General features: G+C 51.6%; 1 protein-coding gene. It reads left to right on the top strand.

Annotated features, from left to right (window positions below; translation table 11 throughout):
* Positions 1 to 339: hypothetical protein (locus KH400_RS30385; protein WP_217228660.1), on the top strand; the 339-nt coding region annotated here is incomplete at both ends.

Below are 339 nucleotides of genomic sequence, written 5' to 3'. Positions count from 1 at the left end.
GAAGAGGGAGGGGGGAAGGGGAGAGGAAAAAAGGGGGAGAGAGGAGGGAAGAGAGAAGAAGAGAAGAAAAGAGAGAAAGGGGAGAGGAGGAGAAAGGGGGAAGGGAAGAAGAAGAGAGGAGGAAAAGGAAAGAAAAGGGGGGAAAGGAGAAGAGAGAAGGGAGGGGGGGGAAGAAGGAAGGAGGAAGGGGAAGAAAGAAAAAAGAGAGAAGAGAGAGGAGAAAGGGGAAGGAGAAGGGAAAAAGGGAGGAGGAAGGGAAAGAGAGGGGAAGGGAAGGAAGAGAGAGAAAAAGGAGGAGGGAAAGGGGGAGGAAGAGGGAGGAAGAGAAGGAGAGAAAAA

Origin of the sequence: Desertibacillus haloalkaliphilus, from assembly GCF_019039105.1 — a bacterium.
GTDB lineage: Bacteria > Bacillota > Bacilli > Bacillales > KJ1-10-99 > Desertibacillus > Desertibacillus haloalkaliphilus.
This window is presented reverse-complemented; position numbering and strand designations above follow the sequence as displayed.